Annotated in this window: 19 protein-coding genes and 1 tRNA gene; 14 read left to right on the top strand and 6 right to left on the bottom strand. The window is 32.4% G+C overall.

Translation table 11 applies throughout. The features are described from left to right. Positions 1 to 97 precede the first annotated feature (97 nt). From WCG23_06890 to WCG23_06855, 8 genes are all read left to right on the top strand, one after another. Positions 98 to 1,240, top strand: coding sequence for a glycosyltransferase family 4 protein (locus tag WCG23_06890; protein ID MEI8389597.1), 1,143 nt, complete (start codon positions 98 to 100; stop codon positions 1,238 to 1,240). Positions 1,241 to 1,286: 46 nt separating this feature from the next. Then, complete coding sequence (locus tag WCG23_06885) at positions 1,287 to 2,546, top strand: glycosyltransferase family 4 protein (GenBank protein ID MEI8389596.1); 1,260 nt, start codon at positions 1,287 to 1,289, stop codon at positions 2,544 to 2,546. Further along, positions 2,533 to 3,150 (top strand): serine acetyltransferase, encoded by a 618-nt coding sequence (locus WCG23_06880; protein ID MEI8389595.1) that lies wholly within the window; start codon positions 2,533 to 2,535, stop codon positions 3,148 to 3,150. The genes WCG23_06885 and WCG23_06880 overlap by 14 nt, the downstream gene beginning before the upstream one ends. Further along, complete coding sequence (locus WCG23_06875) at positions 3,135 to 4,511, top strand: O-antigen ligase family protein (GenBank protein ID MEI8389594.1); 1,377 nt, start codon at positions 3,135 to 3,137, stop codon at positions 4,509 to 4,511. The genes WCG23_06880 and WCG23_06875 overlap by 16 nt, the downstream gene beginning before the upstream one ends. 20 nt (positions 4,512 to 4,531) lie before the next feature. Then, positions 4,532 to 5,551 (top strand): acyltransferase, encoded by a 1,020-nt coding sequence (locus tag WCG23_06870; protein ID MEI8389593.1) that lies wholly within the window; start codon positions 4,532 to 4,534, stop codon positions 5,549 to 5,551. Positions 5,552 to 5,762: 211 nt separating this feature from the next. Next, the gene (locus WCG23_06865; protein MEI8389592.1) at positions 5,763 to 6,098 is read left to right on the top strand and encodes a hypothetical protein; all 336 of its coding nucleotides are present in this window, start codon (positions 5,763 to 5,765) and stop codon (positions 6,096 to 6,098) included. 170 nt (positions 6,099 to 6,268) lie between these two features. Continuing rightward, positions 6,269 to 7,408 (top strand): glycosyltransferase family 4 protein, encoded by a 1,140-nt coding sequence (locus tag WCG23_06860; GenBank protein MEI8389591.1) that lies wholly within the window; start codon positions 6,269 to 6,271, stop codon positions 7,406 to 7,408. A gap of 339 nt (positions 7,409 to 7,747) precedes the next feature. Then, positions 7,748 to 8,863: a hypothetical protein gene (locus WCG23_06855; GenBank protein MEI8389590.1), complete on the top strand. Its 1,116-nt coding sequence runs from the start codon at positions 7,748 to 7,750 to the stop codon at positions 8,861 to 8,863. Positions 8,864 to 9,055: 192 nt separating this feature from the next. Here the strand turns inward: WCG23_06855 and WCG23_06850 are convergent, their stop codons facing one another. Continuing rightward, positions 9,056 to 9,664 carry a hypothetical protein gene (locus tag WCG23_06850; protein MEI8389589.1) on the bottom strand — a complete coding sequence of 203 codons (609 nt, stop codon included), beginning with the start codon at positions 9,662 to 9,664 and terminating at the stop codon, positions 9,056 to 9,058. Positions 9,665 to 10,174: 510 nt separating this feature from the next. Here WCG23_06850 and WCG23_06845 point away from each other — a divergent pair. Both WCG23_06845 and WCG23_06840 read left to right on the top strand, forming a co-directional pair. After that, entirely contained in the window at positions 10,175 to 11,449 is a 1,275-nt protein-coding gene (locus tag WCG23_06845; protein MEI8389588.1) for a sugar ABC transporter substrate-binding protein, read from the top strand. Between the two features lie 50 nt (positions 11,450 to 11,499). Then, positions 11,500 to 11,572 (top strand) — tRNA-Val (locus WCG23_06840). 355 nt (positions 11,573 to 11,927) lie between these two features. On the opposite strand, the gene WCG23_06835 is transcribed toward WCG23_06840, so the two are convergent. Beyond that, positions 11,928 to 12,113, bottom strand: a complete 186-nt coding sequence (locus WCG23_06835) for a hypothetical protein (protein ID MEI8389587.1) — start codon at positions 12,111 to 12,113, stop codon at positions 11,928 to 11,930. Positions 12,114 to 12,367: 254 nt separating this feature from the next. On the opposite strand from WCG23_06835, the gene WCG23_06830 reads away from it, so the two are divergent. The 4 genes from WCG23_06830 to WCG23_06815 are packed head-to-tail and all read left to right on the top strand — an operon-like array spanning position 12,368 to position 16,896. Beyond that, on the top strand, positions 12,368 to 14,392 hold the full coding sequence (locus WCG23_06830) for a transposase family protein (protein MEI8389586.1): 2,025 nt from the start codon (positions 12,368 to 12,370) through the stop codon (positions 14,390 to 14,392). Continuing rightward, positions 14,389 to 15,102, top strand: a complete 714-nt coding sequence (locus WCG23_06825; protein MEI8389585.1) for an ATP-binding protein — start codon at positions 14,389 to 14,391, stop codon at positions 15,100 to 15,102. Before WCG23_06830 ends, WCG23_06825 begins: the two co-directional genes overlap by 4 nt. After that, a complete protein-coding gene (locus tag WCG23_06820; protein ID MEI8389584.1) occupies positions 15,071 to 15,838 on the top strand; it encodes a hypothetical protein in 768 nt (255 codons plus the stop codon). Before WCG23_06825 ends, WCG23_06820 begins: the two co-directional genes overlap by 32 nt. Continuing rightward, positions 15,835 to 16,896: a tyrosine-type recombinase/integrase gene (locus WCG23_06815; protein ID MEI8389583.1), complete on the top strand. Its 1,062-nt coding sequence runs from the start codon at positions 15,835 to 15,837 to the stop codon at positions 16,894 to 16,896. Before WCG23_06820 ends, WCG23_06815 begins: the two co-directional genes overlap by 4 nt. Before the next feature lie 9 nt (positions 16,897 to 16,905). On the opposite strand, the gene WCG23_06810 is transcribed toward WCG23_06815, so the two are convergent. The 4 genes from WCG23_06810 to WCG23_06795 are packed head-to-tail and all read right to left on the bottom strand — an operon-like array spanning position 16,906 to position 24,783. Beyond that, on the bottom strand, positions 16,906 to 18,213 hold the full coding sequence (locus WCG23_06810; GenBank protein MEI8389582.1) for a hypothetical protein: 1,308 nt from the start codon (positions 18,211 to 18,213) through the stop codon (positions 16,906 to 16,908). A 3-nt stretch (positions 18,214 to 18,216) separates the two neighbouring features. Beyond that, positions 18,217 to 21,162 (bottom strand): AAA family ATPase, encoded by a 2,946-nt coding sequence (locus tag WCG23_06805; protein ID MEI8389581.1) that lies wholly within the window; start codon positions 21,160 to 21,162, stop codon positions 18,217 to 18,219. A 10-nt stretch (positions 21,163 to 21,172) separates the two neighbouring features. Further along, positions 21,173 to 24,250, bottom strand: a complete 3,078-nt coding sequence (locus tag WCG23_06800) for an ATP-dependent DNA helicase (GenBank protein MEI8389580.1) — start codon at positions 24,248 to 24,250, stop codon at positions 21,173 to 21,175. Positions 24,251 to 24,303: 53 nt separating this feature from the next. After that, positions 24,304 to 24,783, bottom strand: a complete 480-nt coding sequence (locus WCG23_06795; protein MEI8389579.1) for a hypothetical protein — start codon at positions 24,781 to 24,783, stop codon at positions 24,304 to 24,306. Position 24,784: the final 1 nt, after the last annotated feature.

Below are 24,784 nucleotides of genomic sequence, written 5' to 3'. Positions count from 1 at the left end.
GGCTAATACCCTTTTTGGTTTTGCTGTTTTATTGTAGGGGCATCAAATAAATTTGATAAAAGTTTAATAAAAAAATATATATTTTCAGAGAGGCAGTATGAAAAAGAATATATTAAAAATAGCAGTCGTAGGCTCAAGAAATATACCTGCAGATTACGGTGGAGTAGAAACGGCAACGGAAGGACTTTATACAAAACTCGCAGAAAAAGGTCATAAAATAACATTTTATGGCAGAAACCAAAATAATACTTTTGAAAAAACCGAATACAAAGGCGTTAAAGTAATAAACCTGCCGACAATTAATATGGTAGGTTGGGGAACATGCTATCATTGTTTTATTTCAAGCATATTTGCAGCATTTTCGGATGCTGAAATAATACATTATCACGCACAGGGTCCCGCAATTTTTAGTTTAATTCCCAAATCATTTTCCCCGAAAAAGAAAAGAGTATTTACCTGTCATGGAATTGACTGGCAGAGGGACAAATGGCAGGGAATCGCCAAAAAAGCCATAAAAATAGGTGAAGTGAACAGTGCAAAGCTTACTGATGCAAGAATAATGGTTTCAAACGGGCTTATGCAAAGATATAACGAGGTTTACGGAGTAAACTGCTTTAGAATCCCCAACGGTGTTAATATTCCAAAAAAAACAGAGCTTAAAATTTTAAACGAAAAATTTAAGCTTGAAAAAAACAAATATATTACTTTCGTAGGGCGATTAGTTCCCGAAAAAGCCATTGAAATATTAATAAATGCTTTTAAAGATTTAAATACTGATATCAAGCTCGTAATTTCAGGAGATTCACCGGAAACACCGGAATATGTCAAACTGCTCAAAAATCTCGCAAAAGATGATAAAAGAATTATTTTTACTTCTTATCTAAAGGGCAGAGAGCTTGCGGAAGTTTATTCAAACGCCCTTGCTTATATTTCACCGTCAAGATTGGAAGGAAATCCGCTGGCAGGCTTAGAAGCGATGTCTTATGAATTACCTGTTGTTCTTAGCGACATTCAACCGCATGACGAAATGCTCTCTTTTGACAGAGCAGCAGGGATAAGCTTTGCCGCAAACAACACTGAAGCCTGCAAAAATGCTCTTAGTAAATTGCTTTCGCTTAATCAGGAAGAATTAATTATTATGGGTCAAAAATCAAAAGAAATTGTTAAAAATAACTTCTCATGGGATAAAATCGCTGATGTTACAGAAAAAGTCTATTTTGAAATTTCAGGGAACAGGTAAGATAAAAAATATTTTAATCGATTAAAAAAGTAAACAGGTTTTGTATATGAAAATAGCAATAGTAAATAAGTTTTTTTTTCCAAAAGGTGGACAGGATGCGGTCGCCCTTGAAGAAATGAAAATGCTTGAAAAAGCCGGAAATGAAGTGGCTTTTTTTTCAATGACCCATCCTAATAATCCCCCCAGTTATATATGGGAAAATTATTTTGCGGATTTTGTCGAATTTTCTAATTGCGGCAAAGAATATAATCTTTTGGAAAAATTACAAATTGCGAAAAATTTTATTTATAATTCAAAAGCCGCAAAAAAATTTGAAGAGTTCCTTAAGGCATTTAAGCCTGATATCATACATTGTCACGGAATAGCCCACCAGCTTACGTATTCAATATTGGTTATTGCCAAAAAACATAAAACACCTGTGGTTCAAACCCTGCATGATTATCAGACAATTTGTCCGAATTATACGTTGATGCTTGGAGGAAGAGAAATCTGCAATCAACAATGCACCAAATCAGGTTATATTCCCTGCATCGCAAATAAATGTGTGAAAAACTCTTTAAGTACAAGTATTTTGTCTTCGGCGGAAATGTTTTTTAACCATAATATCTTAAATTATACGAAATATATTGACAAATTTGTTTCTCCAAGTCAATTTCTGGCTGAATTAGTTATAAAATCCGGGATAAATAGGGATAAAATTACAATTATTTCAAACAGCTTGCCTGATATAGAAAAAATATCGCCAAACTTTGAAAGTAAAGATTATTTTATTTTCGCAGGCAGGTTATCTTTTGAAAAAGGTGTGTATAGTCTTTTAAAAGCATTCAAAGATTTGCCTGAACAAAAACTTCTTATTGCAGGAACAGGACCTATGGAAGAAGAGTTAAAGCAATATAAGTCAGAAAACAATATCAATAACGTTGAATTTTTAGGATCTGTTGACAGAAAAATCTTGCCTGAATATATCAATAATTCCATTGCATTAATAATACCTTCTGAATGGTATGAAAATCAGCCTATGTCAATAATTGAAGCATTTGCATGCGGAAAATCTGTTATAGGTTGCGCTACAGGAGGTATTCCGGAAATGGTAATCAATGATTATAACGGGTTTATATTTAACATGGGAAATATTGATGAATTAAAGACAAATATTGTTAACTTAGGAAGAAAGACCGATAAACAAAAGACTTTGGGACAAAATGCGTATGATTTTGCTTTAAAAAATTATAACGCAGATAAGCATATCAGCTGTTTAACAAAATTATTCACAGATTTATTAGAGGCTAAAAATGTCTTACAGTGATTTAACTGACTATATAAAAAGTGATTTTGAAAGATATTATCTTGAAAATGAATCAACAAAAAATTATTTGCATCTTTTTGCAGTAAATCCGGGGCTGTGGGTTTTAGTTGTTTACAGGATTTGCAGATATTTCAAATATGACTTTAAGATCCCTCTTATTAAACAATTTATTTCGTTAATTTTATTGATTCTCTCGCATATTTTAAGATTTATGACTTGTATTGAACTGCCTGCCGGTGCAAAAATAGGGAAATCGTGCTTTATTCCTCATATCGGAAGTTTAATTATTAGTTATAAAGCAGAAATAGGCGATAATTGTTCAATTTTGCCGGGAGTAGTCATCGGGCGAAGCGGAAGAGGAAAAAATGACGGCGTTCCTAAATTGGGTTCACAAGTTTTTATAGGCGCAGGCGCAAAAATCATCGGTGATATAAAAATTGAAGATAATGTTGCAATCGGAGCAAATGCCGTTGTTTCTTCGAATTTAACTAAAAACGCCGTAGCTGTCGGAATCCCCGCAAAAGTTGTCAGTTATAAAGGAAGCTCAGACTTTATCAGATATAACAAAAATAATGGAGAATCTGAACAATGGAATACTCTTTAATACTGGAGCAAAGAAAAAGATATCTATTTTTGGGCGCAGGAGTCATTTTTCTTATTTTATTAACTTTCGCTATGTTTTTTTCTATGGGGATTTTCGGGCTTTTAGACATTATACTTTTATTATTTTTTTTGATATTAACTCCGTTTTTATATAAACGAAATAAATTTTTCCTTGTTTTATGGCTGTTTATTGTTCCGGTGTTCGATAACTTTAGACCTTTTGTAATTGCGGGGGCAAACCCGATGACAGTTATAGGAACGGTTATAACTGTACCTACAGCGATGATTATCTTATCAAATTATATAGGTTCGGTTTGGAAAAAATTGCCATATATTAAATATATTTTCTTTTTTATGTTATTGCTTATATTTAATTGTTTTAGACAAGATTCTTTCGCATCAGGCTTGATGAATGTTTTTAGATATTTTATACAAATTTTTATTATTTATTTAGCCTATGATTCTTTTAAAGATGATCTTACTAAGGCTTATTCTATATTTAAATTAATAAACATATTTACAGTCATAAATTCGATTGTTATTCTTTTTCAAAGACTGACAGGCTTTGGTCTTTTGTCGGTAGGCGGCGTTTTGAGAGCGCCGGGGCTGCTGGCGCATCCGAATGTAACGGCTATAGTAGTCAATTTATATTTGCCTATGGCTATATATATGCTTATGAAATCTCAAAAAAAAGAAGAAAAAATTTATTGGGGGATAAGCATCATACTTAATGTTCTTGCATTATTATTAACACTTACAAAAGTTGGTTATCTGTGTTTTTTAGTAATGTTATTTTTAATGTTTCTTTGCTTACCTTACAAGAGAAAATTAAAAGCAGCACTGGTTTCTATATGCATCTTTGTTTTACTGACAGCAGTCAACTTTATTTTTAATCTGCAAATCATAGAAGGTATATTAATCAGAATGGGAGAAAACGATTCATATACCTGGCGGCAGGAAGTATGGAAACTGCTTATGGCCGGTATAAACAGCAGGAACGTATGGTTCGGCAATGGAATTGATTCAGCCTCCAGCTATTTGTTATCATTAGGACAATATAAAATGATGACTCACAATGTCTATTTGCAATTATGGTTCGAACTTGGCGTTACCGGTATAATTTTTTATATGAGTTTTATTTTTCCGCTAATAACTTTTATTAAAGCCCTTATGAACAAAAGATTAGCTGATCGAATGGAATATATCTTCCCTATAGCAATTTTTGTCCAAATTTTCATAAATATGTACTCGGATAATTCTGTATTTAGCAGAACGCCAATGTTTTTTGCATGGGTGATTATTACATATTTTTATATAAAATTAAGCCTTAATCTTGATAATAAAAATAAAAAATACGCTTAATTATTCGGGAAGAAAAAATAATGAACATAAATAAGACAACTAATCGTTTAGAATGGATAGACACCGCAAAAGGTACAGGTATTCTTCTTGTGGTTTTAGGGCATTCCATTCTGGGAAATAACCTTTTAAAAGCTACTCAGCCTAATTTATATTATTTTAGTTACAATTTTATATGGCTATTTCACATGCCGCTGTTTTTCTTTTTATCCGGTTTATTTATGAAAAGCTTCTCGGAAAAACCTTTAAGTAAAGCTCTTATTTCTAAAGTTCAAACTGTTCTGTATCCTTATATTATTTGGTCTGTTATATTTGGAGGAATTTATTTATTAATTTCATATTTTCCAAACGTTCAAAATGCGTCTAATAATCAAATTACACTAAAACAGTTATTATTATTTCCGTTTTATCCTATATTACATTTGTGGTTTTTATATATACTTTTCGGAATACAAATTTTATATTTAATATTAAACAAATTATTTAAAATAAATTATTTATTTATATTCTTAATATCTTTAATAATGTGTTTCTACAATCCTTTTAAATTTATATGGTTCTTTAACGATACATTTACCGGAAGTTTTTTCTTTTTGTCTTCAGGGGCTTATTTATCAACAGATTCGTTTAATAATTTTGAATTTAAAAAGTATAAAATATTTATAATTAGTTTTATTTTGGCTTTTTTGATTATTAATACAACAATCGCTTTATCAAATAACACCTATGAAGTATTTAAGGATACTTTTTTAAATATTTATCCTGCTTTATTGGGTATTTTTTCTGTAATATTATTTTCTATTTACATTCAAACAGTTAATTTTTTTAAAATATTTGGCTATTTAGGAAAAATGTCATTATATATTTATCTTATTCATCCCATTATCTCTCCTGCCGCCAGAATTGTTATGGAAAAATTTTTACATATTGATAATTTATTCTTAATTATATTAACTTCAACTATTTCAGGAATAGTTTTTTCAATTTTATTCTATAAATTATCGACAAAATTAAAACTCAACAAATTGCTTTTTGGAAAATAACAGCTATATTTTTTAAATAATAATTGGTGTCGAAAAAATTACAGAGTATTATTAGTTTGGTAAAAATAAAAAGTAAAATGGATTAAATAAAGTGAAAAAGCCTTTTCGTCTGCTTATAGTTATTTTTATATTTATTGTATTTTTTATAATATTTTTCACTTTATTTATTCAACTGAACAAAAATTCATTTAATTTAAAATATCTTGAATTTATGAAATATGAAAAACAACATTTCGGAGGAATAGTAATAAATAAAACTTCAACTCCGATAAAAATTGCTGATAACGGTAAAATCATATCTGTTCCGGCAAATAAAAGTTCAAGAGACATCGGAGTGTTTGATGCGGATTTAATATTGATAGAAACTCCTGTGTTATTTGAAAATAAAGAATATTCAAGCGGTATAATAAAATTTTGTGATTTAGCGACTGTAAAAGTCTATAAAAAAGATGGCTTAACTATCATCAAACCCTCTTTAAGCTATAATTTATGTAAAAAAATAGAAAATGTAGGATGGTTTCCTTCGCTTGAGGCAAAGGGGTTTTAAAATACGACAAAAGTTTTATGCATCAACCGTTTTTGATTTATCCGGTTAAACTCTGACCTGCAAAATACTTACCGGCTAATACCCTTTTTGGTTTTGCTGTTTTATTGTAGGGGCATCAAATAAATTTGATAAAAGTTTAATAAAAAAATATATATTTTCAGAGAGGCAGTATGAAAAAGAATATATTAAAAATAGCAGTCGTAGGCTCAAGAAATATACCTGCAGATTACGGTGGAGTAGAAACGGCAACGGAAGGACTTTATACAAAACTCGCAGAAAAAGGTCATAAAATAACATTTTATGGCAGAAACCAAAATAATACTTTTGAAAAAACCGAATACAAAGGCGTTAAAGTAATAAACCTGCCGACAATTAATATGGTAGGTTGGGGAACATGCTATCATTGTTTTATTTCAAGCATATTTGCAGCATTTTCGGATGCTGAAATAATACATTATCACGCACAGGGTCCCGCAATTTTTAGTTTAATTCCCAAATCATTTTCCCCGAAAAAGAAAAGAGTATTTACCTGTCATGGAATTGACTGGCAGAGGGACAAATGGCAGGGAATCGCCAAAAAAGCCATAAAAATAGGTGAAGTGAACAGTGCAAAGCTTACTGATGCAAGAATAATGGTTTCAAACGGGCTTATGCAAAGATATAACGAGGTTTACGGAGTAAACTGCTTTAGAATCCCCAACGGTGTTAATATTCCAAAAAAAACAGAGCTTAAAATTTTAAACGAAAAATTTAAGCTTGAAAAAAACAAATATATTACTTTCGTAGGGCGATTAGTTCCCGAAAAAGCCATTGAAATATTAATAAATGCTTTTAAAGATTTAAATACTGATATCAAGCTCGTAATTTCAGGAGATTCACCGGAAACACCGGAATATGTCAAACTGCTCAAAAATCTCGCAAAAGATGATAAAAGAATTATTTTTACTTCTTATCTAAAGGGCAGAGAGCTTGCGGAAGTTTATTCAAATGCCCTTGCTTATGTTTCACCGTCAAGATTGGAAGGAAACCCGCTGGCAGGCTTAGAAGCGATGTCTTATGAATTACCTGTTGTTCTTAGTGATATTCAACCGCATGACGAAATGCTGTCTTTTGACAGAGACGCAGGGATAAGCTTTGCCGCAAACGACTCTGACGCCTGTAAAAACGCCCTTAATATGTTGCTTTCGCTTAATCAGGAAGAATTAAAAATTATGGGTCAAAAATCAAAAGAAATTGTTAAAAATAACTTCTCATGGGACAAAATCGCAGACGTTACAGAAAAAGTCTACTTTGAAATTTCGGATAACTAAAATCACTCACGCAATTTGGTAGATTTTTGTTTATATTTTGATTGCCTTCCAATTTACGGGCAAAAAAAAACCCCGTTAGGGGTATTTGTTTTAAAGAAAGGAAAGGGAAAGGGAAAGGAAAGTTCAGGAATTTAAATTGAAGTATCTATATAAAAATATAAGAATTATCTTTTTTGTTGGGGGTTTGATGTATCTCTTATATATATAAAGTATTTAAAAAGTAGATAATTGCTCTTCTGCTTAAATTTATTTACAAAACTTAATTATTTAAATATTAAGAGATATTGCTGATTTAACCTTTTCTGGCAGAACTGATAATATTTAAAATACATAGGGGAAGTGTTAAAAGATTCTAATTTTATTAACAGAAATCACAAATTCAAACAGGTAGTTGTACAATATATGGGTTTTAGAAATTCGAAATATTTTGAATTAATTAAACAAAATATTAAATTGTTTAATTTAGATTTAAGCAATTACAATATTTTGTTGCCTTCTTCACCAAAAGAGCCTGCCCTTCTTGCAGTTATTGCTGCAATGTCAGGGGCTAAAAATGTTTATGTAAAGACCATTAAACAACAAATCAAAGAGCATATAGCTAAAACAACTAAAGAATTAGGCTTTGAAAACATAAAATGTGTCGATATAACAACACAGGAAGTTCTTTTTGGAAGCAATATAGTTGTAAAAGGCGGAGAGATAGATAAAATTGAGGGCGCCTTCATAAATCAGCTTAATAAAAAAAGGGTTATAACATTGTTTCCTGAAAATCTGGATTTTAATAATACAGATAATATTGATCTGGAGGCATGCAATAAAGAAAGGACTTCTGTTGTGGGAATAGATCCTGATGATAAAAACTTAAATTTATATAAATATTTTTCTCATATTATCTTAAAAAGGTGCTACGAGGCGGGTATTGATGTTTACAAATCACGGGTGCTTTTAGTAGGGCATGGAAGTTTGCTTGATTCTTCTCTGCAACTTTTAAAAGCAGCCGGCGCAATAGTCTATTCTTGCAATATTAAAGCTTCTTTAGATCATGCTTTTGTTCTTAAACGCTTTCCTGAGCTTGATGCAATCATCGTTATAGATTATCCGCAAACCTCTATGCAGATTATAGGCAGCAAAGGAGTTATTTCAATCAGTGATATTGTGGATTTATGCCCAAATGCTAAAGTTATACATGTTTGCGGAAAACTTGAAGAAAATTCGTTAAATTTTGGAAAAATCAAGTATTTTCCTGCAACAATCAACAGTAATTCAATAAATCTTAACATTAGAGAATTAGGCGAAAGAGGGCTTATAGAAATAGCTACAGCCTGTTTAAAGGTTGCTGACAATTCGATAAAATCAAATGAAAGTTCTATGAATATAAATGACTCTGTAGTAACATACAAAATACTTAACAAGATAAATCCTGTTTTGTTAGGATGGGACCAAAGAGGACGGTAGTTTAGCTGGTATAGTTATGTATTTAAATTTATTATTTGATTTTATTCTTTTTTGTATGACTGTAGGTCTTGTTTTCAAAGGTGTTTTAAATATAACAACATTTATGAATCCATAAAATCTTAAGAACAAACACAGAAGAGCCTTTTCTAAATAAGAAAAGGCTCTTCTGTATTCTATATAAATATTTTGTTTTTAGAAACCGGGTGAATGAATAGGTAAGCCTTTATAGCCCGGATTTGAATACACTAAGTTTCTTATACTTCCCGTAGTGTTATTGGCTGCTGTAAAAAGTTTTGAAAGAGTGTTTAATCTTTCTGTTAAAGGACATTGAACCTGAGCCAGCTGGGGATTTTTGGCTTTCATCTGGGTCCATACATCTGCTTCGTAGCCCCATGCGTAAGTTTCTTCTTCAAGCGAACAATAAGAATCCTGATGGACTGATTCATGGCTTAATAAACTTGCAAGGGCTTCAGCTGGAGCATTTTGGTGTTTTTCATTAACATAGATGTAAAGCTGTTTACCTTTTTTCCACCCAAGCGCATCAAAAGTTGCATATTCAGGGGAGATTTCTGCAAGATTTTTAAATTCTACTTTCATTGGCAATCCGGAATCATTATTTCCCAAAATAGCTTTTTTAGCCCAGCTTGCGGAAGTTCCATCCATAAGATTAAGAGCCTTTATAATTAGTGGGTCATTAGTTACTGGTGAATAGGAATTGTTTTTTGAAATATTCCCTGAAACTGCCGGTAGTGTCAAAAACAGCATGAAAACAGCTGCAAATAAAATTTTTGATACACGCATAAGTGATTTTTTACCCTCGATTTTTCTTCTGTAAATTAATGCCTAATCTTCCCCGGATCCAGATTTGTTTGTTTGGATTTTCATAAATTCGAATTAATATATATTTTTGCACATGTAAATTATAATTATCCACTTTTAAAAGTAAACCCTTTATTCGAAGGACTTAACAGACTTTTACAATGTTTTTATTTTTATTATTTTTTACCCAATATCCGTTCACTAAAGGAATTGAGCGGACAGTTTGCTGTCAAACTCGCATTTCGGAATCTTCAACACCTGATTGACCCTTATCTTTAAGAAACAAATTTTTTTTATAGATTAGTTAACTCAAATTGCTAAATCGCCAAAATCGTCATTGCGAGCATAGCGAAGCAATCTATAATAAATAAAATGGATTGCTTCGTCGAGTCTAACGCCTCTTCCCGCAATGACGCGTAAATTTATTTAGCAATTCAAGTTAATTATGCTAAATTAGAGGCAGTAAAAACATAAGTTTTACGGAGAATAAAATTGAAAAAGACTTTATCCATCTTTATTTTTTTAATTTTGATTTTAAGTGTTATATTCGGGGTTTCTTCCTGCCAAAAAAAACCTGTTGATACAAAAACAGAAATTACTTTCTGGACACTACAGTTATCTGATTTTTCCGAATACATAAAAAACGTTATAGCCGAATATGAGAAAGTTCACCCTAATGTAAAGATAAAATGGATTGATGTCCCTTATTCCGAAGGAGAAAAAAGAGCTCTTGCAGCTGTTATGAGCAATGATGTTCCCGACCTTATAAACATGAACCCAGGTTTTGGCTCGACTATGGCTTCTAAAGGCGCTTTGCTTAATGTGAAAAATTATGTTTCCCAAAAAAGTTACAAAAAATATCTTACTGAAAGCTGGCAAGCTTCTAGTGTTTCTGGAATTACTTTCGGTATTCCATGGTATATAACCTCTGCGATAACAATATATAATAAGCAAATCCTTAACAATGCGGGTATTAGTAATTATAATTCCGCAAAGACCTATGAATATTTGGGGGAAATTGCCCCTATTATCAAGAAAAAAACCGACAAATTTGTGCTTATGCCAAATCTTACGGAAAGCGGGTACATGCTCAAGCTTTTTAACAAATACAATGTTCCTATAGTAGACAAAACAGGTAAAAAAGCTCTGTTTAACACGCATGAGGCCGTAAGAGTTTTATCTTTTTGGACAAATATGTACGGAAGTAAATATATTCCCGCAGAATCAATTACTCAAGGACACAGAGAAGCTCTTGAAAAATACCAGTCGGGAGAAACTGCTTTTATCGTTGCAGGAGCTAATTTTCTGAAAATAATTAAAGAAAATGCCCCTGAAATATACAAAAATTCCGGAATATCTTCTCAAATAGTCGGAAGCAACGGGAAAGTTGACTTTTCTCTGATGAATCTGGTGGTTCCTAAAAAAAGCAAAAATCCTAAAATAGCTGTAGATTTTGCTCTTTTTCTTACAAATCATAAAAATCAGCTTGAATTTTGCAAATTAGCGCCTGTATTACCATCAACAAGAGAAACTCTTGATTCGGCGTTTTTCAAGGAGGTCTCTTCTTCTGATTTGACAACAAGAGGAAGAATTATAAGCGCACAGCAGCTAAAAAATGCACTATTCCCTGCTCCTCAATTAAAAGATCAAAAAGATTTAAATGAAATAATTGATAATGCAACACAACAGGCATTATTAAAAGAAAAAACACCGAAAGAAGCTTTAGATCAGGCCGTTAAAGACTGGAATAATATTTTAACCGAATAAAAAAACTCTTGACGAAGAAAATTTAGCGTAGTACTTTATTCTTACGTCAAGGGCGTTTAGCTCAGTTGGTAGAGCGCTTCGTTTACACCGAAGATGTCGGGAGTTCGAGCCTCTCAACGCCCACTTACTTTCAGCCTTTTTGAAAAAGGCATCCCGCACTTTTGTTTTTTTAGCGGTAGTTTGCAGTAAAACAAAGCCGCTGTAATGTAAATATAATGCACCTTTAAGCCCTATTTTAATATTGGGCAAAAATGGGTAATTTTTACCGTATTTCTACCGGAAATTACAACTTAATTTCCGCTATAGTTTTTTTATCCCATTGCAACTGCTGAAAATCGCCTCTTTGTCCGTGCCATTGCCGCTTTTACCGATTGAGAAAAAATGAGAATAATGTCCCAAAATGGGATATTTATGGGATACAAATGAGAAATTTTGAGAATTGAAAAATTTTGCGACTCCCCCGACACTCCCAATATATCTATATATCAAGCCTGTTTATTGAGTTCTCATTAATTCTCATTTTTGTGGCAGGGGGAAGTTTAGGGAAGGTTAGGGGAAGTGTGTCGGAGTGTTTAAAAGCTTGTCCTGCCGAGTTTATAATCATTTTATGTCGAATTTCCAGTGTGATAATTTTCAATCCTGCTGTTAATAACATGCATGGCATAGAGCCGCCCAAGCAGGAAGCATTGGCGATAATAAATTGTATTATTTGCCGGTTTTGTGAACTTATCTTACAAAAAACAGGGTAAAACTAAAGTCTAAACTTTAGTTCCTTATCATTATAAATAAAGAATTGCTTAACATCAGAACATCTTCCGATATAAACAAACACAAAAGCAGCAATATTGTTGAAATTTTCCTGTAACGATTTATCATACACAACAGTATGAACGAGTTATATGGAAATAAGCAACACTGATGGAAAATAAAATAATAGACACGACAAAGGTTTGGCTGGATGTGAGAGCCGTTGCTTCTTTAAAAAATATTACAGAAAGAGCGGTTCGTTTATCGTTAAGGCAAACCAACAAATATATTTTCAAAACCCAAGATACAAGAGGAGGCAAGATTTACAAAATATGCTTAAGTTCTTTAGAGCCTGAACTTCAAAGCAAATATTTAAATGAATATTATCAAGCAATGGTGCTTGAAGATACGGAAGCGGTTCTGACAAACATCCAGCCAACACAAGAAAAGATTATCCCGGAAAACATGAAACGGGTTGCCCTTGCTCGGATGGACTTGCTTAATCTTTGGCAAACCTATATTAAAAGCAAACGCAATAAAAAAGAAGCTTCTGACGAATTTTTAGATTTGTATAATACAGGCGAGTTCTATAAAGAAATATTTGAAGTTCTGATAACAACATCTATAGGAAGCTTATACAGATGGAAAACAAAATTATCAGGGACTGCAGACTGGACAAGGCTTGTTCCGGATTATCAATTCAGAGGTTCAAGGGAATGCCGCACTTCGCTTACTCAGGAAGAAATTCAAATCTTTATGAAGATACTCCTGAACCAGAATAGATTCAGCATAGGCAAAGCAGCAAGCCTTACAAAACATATTCTGAATAAACGGGGCATAGAAATACTTCCCAGAGATGCAACTTTTAGAAGATACGCACAGTGGTTTCAAGCAAACCATTATGACAAATGGATACTCGCTCGTGAGGGGCATAAAGCCCTTAGAGACAAGGTTGAACCGTATATCGTTCGTGATGCTTCGGTGCTAGAGGTTGGTTCTGTATTAATAGCAGATGGGCATCGCCTGAATTTTCAAGTGTTAAATCCTTTTACTGGCAAACCAGTCAGGGCAAACCTTGTCGGGTTCTTGGACTGGAAATCAGGTGGGCTTGTAGGCTTCGAAATTATGCTTGAAGAAGATACACAATCTATTGCATCTGCTCTGCGGAACGCAATTTTAAATCTCGGAAAAATCCCTGACATAGTTTATCAGGATAACGGCAGGGCATTCAGAGCCAAATTCTTTACAGGAGATAAGGACTTTGAAGAGTTAGGATTTAATGGGGTTTACGGCAAACTTGGAATAAAACCTGTGTTTGCCTCTCCGTATAATGCAAGGGCAAAAGTTATAGAAAGATTCTTTTTAGAATTTCAAGAAGGGTTCGAGAAGTTACTCCCCTCTTATATAGGAACATCTATAGAGAACAAACCTGCCTATATGAAAAGAAACGAAGCACTTCACAAAGAAATTCACAGCGGTTATGTTCCGACAATTCAAGAAGCAATCGATTTAATAAACTGCTGGCTGGAGTTTAAACACTCCCAGCCTTGCAAACATGTTAAAGGTAAATCGATAGCAGAAGCCCTTGCGAGTATTGATAAACAAGAAATAAACGAGCAGGAACTTGATGATTTGATGATGGCACAAGAAATCAAAACAATTCACCGCAACGGCATACGGTTCTTAAAGCAGGATTATTACGATGACACACTTTACGGAATAAAAGGTAAGGCGATAGTTAAGTATAGCCTGTTTGATTTAAGTTCAGTAAAAGTTTATTCAATGAAAAACGAGTTTTTATGCAGGGCAAATCGTGTTACTTCAACTCATCCGATGGCACATCATCTTGGAGATATAAATGATATTCAGGATTACAAACAAAAAATAGTAAAACAACAAAAACTCAGGAATAAAACTTTAAAAGAGGTAAGGAAATTGTTTACAGCAGAAGATTCCAATCTTATTGAATCGCAATTTTTACTTCCAGCCAAACAGGAACAGGGTTTGCCTGAAGAAAAATTTAGCTCAATAAAAGTCATAGCGGCAAGACCAACCACCAGACCGCTTTTTAATTCTAAATTTGAACGGTATGAATGGCACTTAAGCAATGGCTGTCATTCACAGGAAGACAGAAAATGGTTTGAAACTTACATAAAATCAAGCGAATACCGGCAAATATATGGGGAAGCAGAATGAAGAAAATATTTGTAAAAACTCAAAATGTCAAAAATTTTATTAATTTGATGAACAACTTAATAAATAGACCTGAAACAGTTCCGGGGATGGCTCTGGTTTATGGAGAGCCGGGGTTAGGGAAAAGCAAGGCTGTTTTATGGTGGGTAGCACAAAATGATGCTGTGTATATTCGGGGAACGAATCTTATGTCAGGGAGGTGGCTTATTCAAGAAATTGTAGAAGAGCTGGGAGAAATTCCTTACTTCTACTCTATAGATATGTTCAAACAATGCGTAAGACTTTTAACCGAAAAACAAATACCAATAATAGTAGATGAAATTGATTATCTGGCTACTGATGCAAAAACTATAGAAACTATAAGGGATATACACGATAAAACAGGTGTCCCAATAATTATGGTGGGAATGGGAAAGGCTAAACAAAAACTCATGCGATACAAACACCTCTATGACAGGGTTTCTGAAATAGTGGAGTTTAAATCTTTCATAAAAAAAGATGTGAAAGAAATAATAACGCAACTTTCAGAAGTTGAAATGACAGAATGTGCTATCAGTTTTATCTATACAAAGTCTAATAGGTTCAGGCAGATTGTCAGACTTATTAACAAAGCCGAGCAGATAGCTCATTCAAATGGCTTGAGTACTGTAGACGAAATAACTTTAAAGGAGTTCATAACAGATGAGACAGACGAAACTGCTAAAGCTGGTTAGGATGATGTCGAAATTCACATCAGACGATGTATCGGCAATTCTTGAGATTGACGAGGAAACAACACTTTTTTACCTGTCTGACCTTGAGAATAAAGGCATTATTAAAAAGATAACAGGGGGGAGATACATTCACATCCCTGAAAAAAAAGACAACATGTCTGCCAAGACTGATGTAAAAGCAAAACCAACTTATGAAGATAAGAAAATTCCTCCAATTACACCTAAAAAGCTTGTTATTGACATTACAAAAGACGAGGATTACCAGATATATTTGAATGCACCTGCTTGGGCAAAAAAGAAGGCAGATAAATATCTTGCTGTGCTGGAAGCTTCGGGCGGACTTGGCGGAGAAAAACTCAAGTTTTTTATAAAACAGTGGAATAAAAAATTCCCGGAGATGAAGACATCTCGTTCAAGTCTGTTGAGAGCCAGAAATTCCCTGTTAGAAGGAGGGGTAGCTGCTCTTCTTGCCGGATATACCAGTTTTACTAGACATAAAAGCTCTGTCAAAGAAGAAATTTACAAATACTTCAAGGAGTTTTACCTGTCCTTTGAAGTAGTTACGATGGTAGATGCGATAAATCGGGCAAAGGAAAAGTATTTTCAACTACACCCAGATTCTGATTACAAAATTCCATCTTATATATGCTTTAGAAACAGGATTTTAAGGGAGTTTACAAGGGAAGAACTCAAGCAGTTCAGGACAGTCCAAATTAAAGGAGTAAATTTGCGGTGAGAGAAAAGCTTTTAAAACTTACTAAAAGATTAAAAGAATTTACTTTATGCGATATGGTCTTGCTGACTGAGATCGAAGAAAAGATTGTTAAACACTACCTTGATGAATTTATTTTTTATGGAATCATTCGTACCAAAACAGGCAATAGATATGTTTTTCTTAAAGAACCTGATCTACCAATTGAAATACCTTCTGTGGGAATAAAATTATCAGATGCATTAAATATTTACATACAAAAATGTCTTAAAAGCAGGAAACCATCAACAAGCAGAGGACACAGGATTTATACAGATAAACATATATTGCCGTTTTTCAAGGATAAAAGTATTTCTGATATTTCGCCTATGGATATTGTCGAATTTATTAAACATATTCAAAGTCAGGGATATACTCATAGGACTGTTGAAAATATATTCTTCTTCCTGAAAAGAGCAATTCTTGAATTTGATGACAAGTTTAAATTCCCTGAAATACACAGGCTTAAAGACACGCCTTCGCTAAAAATACTTTCCGAAGAAGAAATAAAGAAAATTTTAAAAGCGGTGAAATTTAACAAAGCGATGTATCCTATTGTACTTACTGCTGTAGCAACAGGACTTTCTGTAGGAGAGCTGCTTGCGATTAATTGGGATGATGTGGATTTTGAACACCGCAAACTCAGGATAAGTAAAAACCTTTTATCCAAATCAACTATTTGGAGAAAGCCACCGTTTAAAATTCGGTATGTTGACATGCCGGAAATGCTGGCAAAGTTTTTAAAAAGCTATCAAAAAAACTGGAGACCCAACAGATACAATGCTGTTTTTGCAAATGGAGCAGGGAATTTTCATAATACGCATAATATCAGGGGCAGGGATCTTGAAAAGATTATTGAACATGCCAGAATTGAAAAAACAACTTTTAAAATCCTGCAAGACAGTTATGCGGTTATGATGATTCAAAAAAATCAGCCTCTGACTTTTATCCAGAATCAACTTGGTCATAAATCAGTTCAGCATACAGCCGATAGGTATAAGGAGTTTCTGAAGACGGCTGTGGATTTTGATTTTGAGTTGTAAAATGCAGAATTACTTTATCCAACTAATAATTTCGTTAATACGTTTTATTATAATTTCAGAATTTTCTTTTAAATTTGTCCTTAAATCAAAACAAGTAAGCAAAACTTCTTTTCCCTCATCAACTTCATGTTGCCAAGCAAAATCTTCTTTAGTTAGCGGATAAGCAAGGACAGGATAAATTTGCTGATTTTCATTTAATCGGTTATGAATTTCTTTATATGCTAATAGCTGATATATATCTGCATTTTTGAATTCGTTTTTGTTTCCGTCATTTAATTTCCATTTTGTATCAAGAATTATAAGCCTGCCGTCATAAAGTTCTATAAGTATATCTGTATAAGTATTTTTAAAACTTCTTTTATGATTTGTTTCTTCAAGCAAATTCACTGATTTTTTAACAAGTTTTTCGTTATTTTGATATCGTATTTTACTTATTTCGGGAACTTTATGCTGATTTTTTCTTAAATATTGATAAATAAACTCTTCAAAAAGCAGGTTCATATCCCACATAAGAGAAATCGTCTTGAATTTTTTAGAACTTATTTCCACAGAAGAGTTTTCAATAAACATTTTTGCAAGATTGAAGGACTTTTCAAAACTTTTCTGACTTCTGAAAAGTTTTAAATTTCTTATTTTTTCTTTAGTAATTTGCACAAAAGATATTTCTGAATAAATATTTAAAATTTGCTTAAGAGTTCTTTTATTTTCGTCTGTTTTTGTAAGCTGACTCAGCATAAGGCAAACGTAATAAAAAAGTTGGTTTAAAAGGTTATCTTCGCTGAATTCATCATATTCACAATAAAAACAGGCTTTATTGATTATATTTTTCTTTGTATTTTCTGTAAAATTCAGTTTGCCTTTTAAATATTTCAAATTATCTTCCTGCAAAACATAGTTTTTAGGAATAAATCGCAACAATGAATCAAGGAGCGAGGAGGCAAATATACCTATTAAAACTTCCAGAAAAGGATTTTCCGTTTTTGAAAGTTTCGCAACATCATTGTCTTTTATATCAAGTTGCTTTGTGTAAGAAAGCATATAGAAAAGATTCTTCAGTATAGTGTCCCTGTCTTCTTCATTCTTGCCCAGCAACTTAGGCAGTATTTCAAACTGATAATTTTTATATTTTATTACTCCAACATAATTTTGAGCTTGAATACTTGTTTGGGTAATATTAAAAACTTTTGTAAGTTTATTTTTTTCTAAAAACAGCTCAAACTTTTTAGCATCTTCGTTTTCAAAGATGCTGTCTAATTCAAGCTTTTTGCCATCTTGGTCTTTGGCAAAGTCATACTCAAAAAAAGTTTGAGACTTCATTATTTATGCCTCAACAAGAGTTTGATGATAAGCATTATTCTCTAGTTTTTTTATTGCCTGAATAAAATCAATTTCTTCCGGTTTCTTAAAGTCGTAGTATTTATTATCATCATAAATATCTTTTAATACAGGCGGAACATCTTTTACAGAAATAAAATCACCAAGAATTGTTTGTAATTTATCCCATTCGCCATAGAAGTATTCATTAAGCAACGGAATGACGTTATCAAACCAGATACGTTCTAATTTTTCTATAGAATCAACACCAATAAAGTAGCTATGACCGATTTGGTGGTCTCTATCAAGCAATATGGATATTTTTTGGTTTAAATTTTCAAATATTTCTCTGACTTTTACTCCTTCAACATCAATCGGAACAAGTGAAGAATCAGGCATTATTTCAATAAATTTGAATCTTCTACGCAAAGCAATATCAACAGAAGCAATTGAACGGTCAGAAGTATTCATAGTACCGATAATATAGAGGTTATTTGGAACACCGAAAGATTTTTTAGAATACGGCAACTGAGCATTAATAGCTTCTTTATTATTTAAGCGTTTTGTATCTTCAACAAGAGTAATTAATTCTCCAAATATTTTAGAAATATTTCCTCTGTTTATTTCATCAATTAACAAGACAAAATTTAGATTAGGGTTGTTTTTTGCCTCTAAGCATATTTTCTTAAAAACACCATCTTCAAGTTTATAAGAAATGCTTTCATTGGTTTCAGTGCTATCTGTTAATACCGGCTTGATTCCTTCAACAAATTCTTCGTAAGAATAACTCTGGTGAAAAGTAATAAATTCATAAAAATCTTTAATTTCAAATTGCTTAGTCTCTTTTAATTCATTTAAAACTTCAGACAATTCTTCATGAACATATTTTTTACCTTCGTCTGTCAAAAACCATTCAGAATTTTCGGTTTTATCAAAGAGGTATGGATATATTCTTGAGTCTTTATTAGTTTTGACAGTCGTACTATCAGGCGATGTTCTGGTATTTAATTGCACCCAAAGAGTTGGAGGGAGGTCTTTGCTATTTTTAAATTCTGAATAGATTTGTATTTCTTGGGCATCAATTAAATCTTTAACCTTATATTTCCTGTTTTCGCCATTTCTATACATAGTAAGAGCTAAAGCTTGATACCAATACATATTTTCTAATATTTTAGATAATTTTAGCTTTTCGTCTACCGGAATATTTAATTGCGGTGATAAAATTGTTTCAACAAGTTTCCTTGCCTGATATGTTTTTCCTGTTCCGGGTGGTCCGTATAGAATTTGGTTAAGTGGAATACTGCTATTGTTCATTATATTTTCCTCAACATTAAAATCATTTTCAGTTTTATTTATTACTTTTGCAATAAGTTCTTTTGCTTGCTCCAGTGTTTCTTCCGAATTTACATAAAAACTTCCATTTAATGTCCATTGATAACTATCCGGCACTTTTTCAGTTATATTCTTTAGTTCTTCATCTAATTTATCATAGGAAACCAAAACCCTAAATTGCTTACTTTTGTCAGATATTTTATGAACTTCTGCAATATTATTTTTTGTTTTAAGTGCTGTATATGCCTCAGTTTCATTTATTGTAGCACCTAAAGATTTTCCATATTCTAAAAGACTTTCTCTAAAAGCGTTCAAATCAATATTACCTTGATTTCCTACAAACCAGATAAAATCTTGGGCATCAAGCAGATCATTTTCTTTATTTAATACCTCGTTCATTTTAGGAATTAATTCTTTATTACAGTAATTTATCCAATCGGTGTATCGTTTTTCATAATCTTCAAATTTTAATAAATAATCAATGCTAAATTTTTTCGCATAATTATTAAAGGGTTTGATTTTTGTGAACAACAAAAGATTTTTATAATCATTTGTAAAAAGAAAAAAAGATGCTGTATCAATACCAGGATCTGTTAAACCTTTATTTTTCCAACCTTCATCATTATTTAAAGTATCTTTTATACTGTCTCTAAAGCCTTTTATTCTGTCTTCTAAATTCATACTGTTATTAAATAGTGATTCAAAACTACTCATTAAAATATCAGGATGTTTTTCTGCCATCCACTTAATGCCACTATTCCTCATAAAAAATGATTGAAAATTCTGAGAACCAAGACTCTTAATTTTTTCATTTAAATTGTCTAAATTTTGAAATACACCTTGGGTTTTTATAGCGTAATCCCACTTATACTGCTCATTATATTCAGATGAATTTTTTAATTCCTTATATTTTTTAAGTAAAGTATCAATATCATTAAAATTATTTTCTATCTCTATAGCGTTTTCTATTGAGTTTTTAATAAGTTCTTTCGCTATGTTTAGGTCATCAGCGGATTTAACAAGAAATTTCAAATTAAAGTTTTTTTCATAATTTTCGATTTCAGTTCTATTTTTTAATTTTTCGCTAACATATTTATTTGACAACCTAATTCTTACGCCATTTTTATTTGCATTATCAAAATGAACAGCAACAAACTGTTTATCATAGCTATTTTTTACTTTTAAAACTGTACTTTGTCCATCATTTCTATCAAATCTCTCTGAATTTAAAGATTCTCCAAATTGTATTAGTTCTTCTCTTAATTTGTCTAAATCAGATGATTTATTTTCATTTGTTCGAGGATTTTCAAGTTGCAGTGTTAAATTTGTATTATTACTTATGAAATACCTGTAATGCTTATTTAAAAGTGCATAAGGGATACCGTTTTGATGACCAGCATTAAACCGCTTCCAATCCAGATTTCTCTTTAATATTCTTAGAATATTTTCTAATTCATTTGTTGAATTAACTTGAAATATGTTTTTCTGGGTTATAGTTTCAATAATTTTCTCTAACGAATCCCAAAACTCAAAATTTCTACATCTAGATTCATATGACCCACACTCGCCTTTTTTTATTAAATCTAGCATATAATTTTGAAATTTTTGTTTATTATCCATTATTTACTCCTTACAAAATATCTAGTCTGCAAAGCTGCTTGTATTCACAGAATTTGCATTTTTTATCAGGTGCATATTCTATCGGCTGGAAATTCAGATTGCGAATTTGTTTGTATGTATCCATAATTTTTGTCTTGATGTATAAATTATCAGCTTCACAAAGTTTTGTATAATAGCTCTTATCGTGTTCTTCAACAAAAATAAGTCCGACTTGCGAAACCTTTTTATCTGTATGCAAAGCTTCAAACGCAAATTTGTAGAATCTAAGCTGGTTTAAATATGATTCGTAGTCTTTTCCGTCAGCTATTTGTGATTTTGATTTAGCTGAACCAGTTTTGTAATCATACAGGGAATACGTTCCGTCATTATTGATTTCTATTCTGTCAATAAAACCTTTGATAGTTCTATCTTCAACAGGAACAAACTCAAGAGCATACTCAGTTGCAAAGATTTTATCGGGTGAAGTTTGCTTAAAGTTAGGATAATATTCACCCAAGCTGTTAAGTCCTCTTTCCTGAAGCTCTGTTCTTTTGGATTGGGATATAAATTTTTGATTGTTGAGTTTCTTGATAAAAGCAGCATTAAAATCTTCATTAGTTGGGTAATTTCCTTTATCCCTTGCTTCTGTTGTTGCCCATTCAAGGGTTTTATGGATTGCACTACCATAATTTGCCGCTTCCCATTCTGTATCAAGTATTGGAATTCTAAGAATATATGAATATAGGAAACTTCTCGGACAATTCGAATAACTGTTTAAAGCACTTGGACTAAGGATAAAATCTTTTAACCTTGCTTTTAGCTCTTCGATAAATGCTCTTGAATAATCAAAGTCCTGCTTTGTATAAGATTTAAGTATTTCAAGTGAATATTCCTCGTCATTCAGCTCATGATTAAACTTTTCAAACAGGTCTGCTCTTTCTGTTATTGCTGCAAGATAACTTGTAAGCTCCTGAGCATTTCCATTTATCTTGTTGGAATATGTTAAACACAAACTGTGCTTCGCTCTTGTAATCCCAACAAATAAAAGTCTAAGCTGCTCTGCTTTTTTTAGGTCTTCATCATCTGAAACATCTGAATCTTTTTCTATCGGCAAGTCCATATTATTTGGGTTGCGTTTCTTCTCCCAATTCTTTGCCACAAGATTATTTATGTAAACATATTCAAACTCACGCCCTTTAGAACCGTGCAGGGTTAAAAGCTGTACAGCGTTCTGCACGTAATCATCTTGGTCTATTGTAATAGGAATACTCTCGTTAAATGCCATATCAAGATACTCGATAAAGTCCTGAATATTAGCAGATATATGCAAATTAGCAAACGCTGAAGCTTCATCCACAATCTTTTTAATAGCAAGGATGTTTTGTATTCTATTAATCTCTGATTTCAAGAAGTATTCAAGAATTCCTGTTCTGTTAATCAGCTCTATGATTATATTTTTCAAGGAATGATGAGATTTAATTTCTTTTAATTCATTGTAAGTTTGGATAAAATTGGAAATTTTTTCTTTATTTGCCCAATCCCTGTTTATGTTTTCGTTTATGTTGGAAATAAAATCCCTGTGGTTGAGCCTGTTTTGATTAAGCAAGAAATTGTAATCTCCTGCATCAAGTTCAAACGGCTGTGATAACAAAAGCCCAAACAATTTGTCAGAGTACAATTCATTGTTTTGCAAAGCCTTTAGGTAGAAATAAATAAGGATTGACGGTCTTAATTCAAAAATGCTCTTGCTGGATTTGATCTGGAACGGAATATTTTTTGCTTTTAGCAACTCTGCAAATGTTTCCAGTTCTGAATTTTTCTTTGAAAGTATTGCTATTTGGGACAAATCAACTTCGCCGTCATCATTTTTTGGAGCGGATGGAGAAGTTATAAGTTTTTCTATGTCTTCAACAATATAGTTATTTTCCTGTTTAATATCCCCAAAGCCATGAATCCGCACTTTTTTATCGTGGCAGGTAATCTTTTCATTTTTAGCAATGAGTTTTTTAGAAATTTGGTAATCTTCAAACTCAGAGTTAATCTCAAGTCTGGTCTTGTCCTGCGAAATAACTTCATAGCTTAAATTAAGAATAGTTTGCGTTGAGCGATTATTTTCATCAAGGCAGATAACTTTTGTTTTCGGGTAGCGTTTAAGGAATTTTTCAAGGTTATCTATCTGTGCACCCTGAAAACCATAAATTATCTGGTCGTCATCACCCACCACAAAAATGTTTTCATTGTCTGAGCCTTCCGCAAGCTTAAACACTATCTGGTTTTGAGAGTAATTTGTATCCTGATATTCATCTATCAGAAAATACAAATACCTTCTTGAAGCCTTTTTAAGCAAGTCCTCATTGCTGTCAAATACTTCCAGCACAAGATTTATCATATCGTTAAAGTCGATAAAGTTATTCTGTTTTAGTTTTTTGTCATAAATTTCATATATTTCCCAAGCTTCCTGAGCCTTGCCCATCTTTCTTTTGTGGGTTTCAAGGTTATTCAAGAATGTTTTAACCAGTTTGCCTTTGGCTTCACGCTCTTTATATTCAATTAAAAGCTCATCAAGCTTACCTTGCCAGTTTGGATGTGAGCTTAAAGTTTCAAAATACTGTTCTTTTGTAACCTGATTTTTCTTGATTTCCTCGACTGCTTTTAGTAATTCACCGATGTAGTAATACGCATCGCCCCATTTTGTACGGTAAAAAGTAGTCTTGTACTCATCAAGGCATTCTTTCATAATGTTACGTTTGGAAATATCATCGATAAGGCTCACACCGTCCAGCAACTCGAATTGTGCAGGATATTGCTGAATAATCTCGTTACAAAAAGCGTGATATGTGTGAATTGTTACAGCAGAAGCAATAGTTCCCATTTCTTTTACAAGACGGGCTTTCATTTCATTGGCTGCGGCTTCCGAGAAAGTAAGGCAAAGAATAGATTCAGGGAGAATGCCCTGTTCTAGCATATATTTGATACGCTGAATTATAGTAAATGTTTTTCCAGTTCCGGGACCAGCCAAAACCATAACGGAACCGTCAAGAGTTTTAATGCACTCCATTTGTTTAGAGTTCGGTGTTATTTTTCTTTGTTCAACTGCCGTATTTATCATTTTTGAATGTCACCTATAAAAATTTTTATTTAAATAAAACAATTTTATTATGATTAATTGGGTATATATCCGCCGGTAATCCTACCATCTCTCTCTAATATACATCCATCTAAAGTAACCATTCTGAATTTAGTGAACTGATTTTTTGCAAGTTCAAGCTCTTCTACTAATATAGTGTTTTCTAAAGCATTATACAAAGCAGGTTTGAATATTTCATCACATTTTGCTAAATTTATAAAATAATCAATAAATCCAGCGAATTCAACTTTATCTAGTGCAGGATGAGGATCTAACATATCGAGTACAATAAATACTGCTCTACCAAGCTTATTCTCTTTAATTAATTTTATTGCATCTGCTGCCGCATCAGTATTATCTACTACAATATATTTTGATTTTGGTCCGAACGCTAAATGAAAAACTTGAGAATATTCAGGGGGAATACTGCAACAATTTATTAGAGTACCGTGAATGCCTTTAATGCTCGAATTTAATAAAAATTCTTCTATTCTATTTTTTTGTGCCTGAATCATT

The sequence above is a fragment of the bacterium genome (genome assembly GCA_037147175.1).
Taxonomy (GTDB): Bacteria; Cyanobacteriota; Vampirovibrionia; order Gastranaerophilales; family UBA9971; genus UBA9971.
Note: the sequence above shows the minus strand (reverse complement) of the source record. Positions and strands in the feature narration are given on the sequence as shown.